The following is a 2,782-nucleotide window of genomic DNA, read 5'->3' on the forward strand; positions in this document are numbered from 1 at the left end:
CCGGCGGCTCTTCTTCGTCATCTTCGCTCCTGATTCGCAGCAAGAATCCTCGCCGCTGTCAGGCAGAAAATCCACTCAAGCTACTGTCCGAATTTGCGGGGCCAGCTCTTGCAACCGCAATTTATGTCTGCTTAGGATGAGTGGCATAACGCAAGCTGAGCAGAATAACACCGCTAGCCACCCGATGCCTCACGTCACTCGATTACATCGTCGGCACGAGCGAGAAGCGTCGCCGGCACGCTAAGACCTATTTGCGGTCGCACATTGATTACCAATTCGAATTTTGTCGATGCCACCGCCAGCTGGGTGAGGTTTGGCCATCGACGGCGCGGAGATCGAGACCAAAAAAGCCCTGTGACGTCTGTAAAAACCTGAGTTTTCGCGTCATTCAGGTCCAATAATCAGGAATGCCGCTTGTTTCCTTGCAACGTCGGTTCCGAACTTGGAACTTCCGGCTTTGGAGTTCGTTCAGCCGGGATAGGAGAAGCGCCATGATCCTTGAAAGCTTCGATCGCCGTACACTCGCCAACATGGAAGCCGCGCTTGAGCGGATCTGCGACGGCAGACCGGACGGGGCTGATCACGAATTAAGATCCTTGATTGCCGACAGCATAGTCGCCTGCGCGAGTATAGGGTAGACGTCGATCGGCGCTCTGACCGAGGCGGGGGAGGCTGCGCTCGCACGCCGGGCCATTTCAGACAGGAAGCAGGCCTGAACCGTGCTGCCATCGGCGGTCGGCACCACGACCTCGCCGTCGATGATCGCGGCATTAGCCTTGACGTGCCAAGCGTCGTTGGCGACCTTCCGGAAGCGATTGGTCCAGTCGTGACCCCGCCGCGTGAAAACCTTCACTACTTCGTTAGCGAGATGCACCTAGACACGATAGCCGTCGAACTTGATTTCATGGATCCTCGCTCGCCGGACGGCACGCGGTCGATCGAGGCCGCCAGGGCCGGCTCGATGAAGCCGGGGAAGGGCGCCTTGACGCCCAGCGCTTCCGGCTTTTTTCCCTGGAAGGCCATCGCTACACCAGGCGAAGACTGAATTGCTGCAGGTCTTGTGGTGAATAGCGATCCACAAACTCCTGCAGGTACGAAGGCACGTCGCTCAGTTGCAGATTGCAACGACGCTGGATCTCGCGGGCAATGTCCTGGGAAACATCTTCCGACCAGCGTTCGGCCGTGTTGAAGGCGACTATCCGGAGCGGCTTGCGATATTCTCCGGCAAGCAGATCCTGGATGACGGTTTCCAGCGCCCTCTCAACGTCTGCTTCGCGCCAGGCGTTGCCGTTGCGGCCGAAGTTGCTTGTGACCAGGTAGATAGTCTCGCCACCGTTCGGGGCGATCGACATAAGCCATCGGGATTGACGCATAAGCAACTCACGCAACGGAACCGGGATTCAATTTGAACTGGGCCAATTCGTTCCTGTCGCAGTGCGTACGCAGTTGGATCAGTCGGCACAACAGCGCGACGGTATGAATAGGGGGCTTCTTAGTTCACAGGCACGTTTTTGGGGATGACCGGATTAGGAACGCCTCCGATTGCCCCTAGTTGAGGGTCTGGAGAAGGCCCATGAATAGGCGAATTGATGAAGCCGTTGCGGCCCGGGCCTACGAGTTGTGGGAGCAGGCAGGTAAGCCAGAGGGCCGAGACGAAGACTTTTGGCGCTTGGCCGAGCAGGAATTGCTCAACGAGGATCAAAGCTCACCTCGACGCACACCGGATACGCTTTAGGCGAGGGCTACCCGGCATACCCCCGCTTGCCGGCTATCATCTGCCCTGCGCAACCCTGAGGAAATTTGGCGGCGGTCTTTCTAAGCCACCATGGAGAACCGGTCCAGTGCCGGCAACGTCTCGGCCCTGACTGTCCGCAGACGGATCGTCCGTCATCTCCATTGAGAAGCCGAAGGGTTTGGAACGCTTCCCGTACAGATATTTAATTTAGTCGCGGATTTCGAGCGAGTTGCCGCGTCCTGGTATCAGAGAAGGTCGAGTTAATGGCTTCTGTCAAAGCGGAATTGGATAGATACTTTGAATTGTTCCGGCGACGGGTGCCTACGAAGGTGTCGACCTTCATTCTGTGGCTACGAGAACCGTCCTCGTTTTGGGTCCGTGTCGTTGTCGCCGGGTTGCTCATCCTAGGAGGCGTCTTCAGCTTTCTGCCTATCTTCGGCCTCTGGATGCTGCCTCTAGGCCTTCTTCTTATCGCACAGGACATTCCTATTATCCAGAAGCCTCTTCTCATGGCTTTGAGGTGGATCGAGGCCAAGTGGGAGCAGCTGAGAGCGCTCTTTAAGAAGAAACCATCAGGCTGATGGATTGATCCGGCACGCTCACTCTATCCGGAGCGTCACCCGATAAGCGGGCGCCAAACAACTGCACGACCTGCGTATCGGTGCCGCACAAGTCACCTTGCCGCGCGGTGAAACACCTCGCGACGATGAGTAGCATTGCTTCTTTGATCGCCCAGGTCGTTCTTCTTGGAGAGCAGATCTTGTCGATCGTGGGTGCGCTCTCGCGAGAGGCCAGCACATGATTGAGCTTTGGAACAAGTGGTCCGGGACCTTGGCCTTTGTCGAGGCGCTGGCAGCCGTCGTCGTTATTGCCGTGGTGACCGCTGGCATTCTTATGCTCATTGAGAACCAGCGGCATAGGACAAAACATTGATGGGGAGAGCTGGCCCCGGTTGTTTGGACAGCGCCCCGCTGGATTTAAGTGGATTCCTGCCGGGTTATGCTGAACGCGGGGCTTTACGGTTTTGTCGTTGCGTCGGGAGGGCGT

At 57.2% G+C, this 2,782-nt stretch carries 3 protein-coding genes and 1 pseudogene; 1 reads left to right on the forward strand and 3 read right to left on the reverse strand.

What is annotated here, in order from left to right; translation table 11 throughout:
- Positions 1-718 precede the first annotated feature (718 nt).
- Both QJT78_RS49925 and QJT78_RS49930 read right to left on the reverse strand, forming a co-directional pair.
- Positions 719-1,023: pseudogene (locus tag QJT78_RS49925) on the reverse strand (DNA ligase); the annotation flags it as partial.
- 2 nt (positions 1,024-1,025) lie between these two features.
- Positions 1,026-1,352, reverse strand: coding sequence for a hypothetical protein (locus QJT78_RS49930; RefSeq protein WP_240537860.1), 327 nt, complete (start codon positions 1,350-1,352; stop codon positions 1,026-1,028).
- Positions 1,353-1,573: 221 nt separating this feature from the next.
- Here QJT78_RS49930 and QJT78_RS49935 point away from each other — a divergent pair, with 221 nt between their 5' ends.
- Positions 1,574-1,735 (forward strand): DUF2934 domain-containing protein, encoded by a 162-nt coding sequence (locus QJT78_RS49935; RefSeq protein WP_080586918.1) that lies wholly within the window; start codon positions 1,574-1,576, stop codon positions 1,733-1,735.
- 558 nt (positions 1,736-2,293) lie between these two features.
- Here QJT78_RS49935 and QJT78_RS49945 read toward each other — a convergent pair.
- Positions 2,294-2,782, reverse strand: a 489-nt coding sequence (locus QJT78_RS49945; protein ID WP_281460818.1) for a hypothetical protein, incomplete at its 5' end; no start/stop codon positions are given.

This window comes from Bradyrhizobium sp. Mp27, assembly GCF_029953005.1.
Lineage (GTDB): Bacteria > Pseudomonadota > Alphaproteobacteria > Rhizobiales > Xanthobacteraceae > Bradyrhizobium > Bradyrhizobium barranii.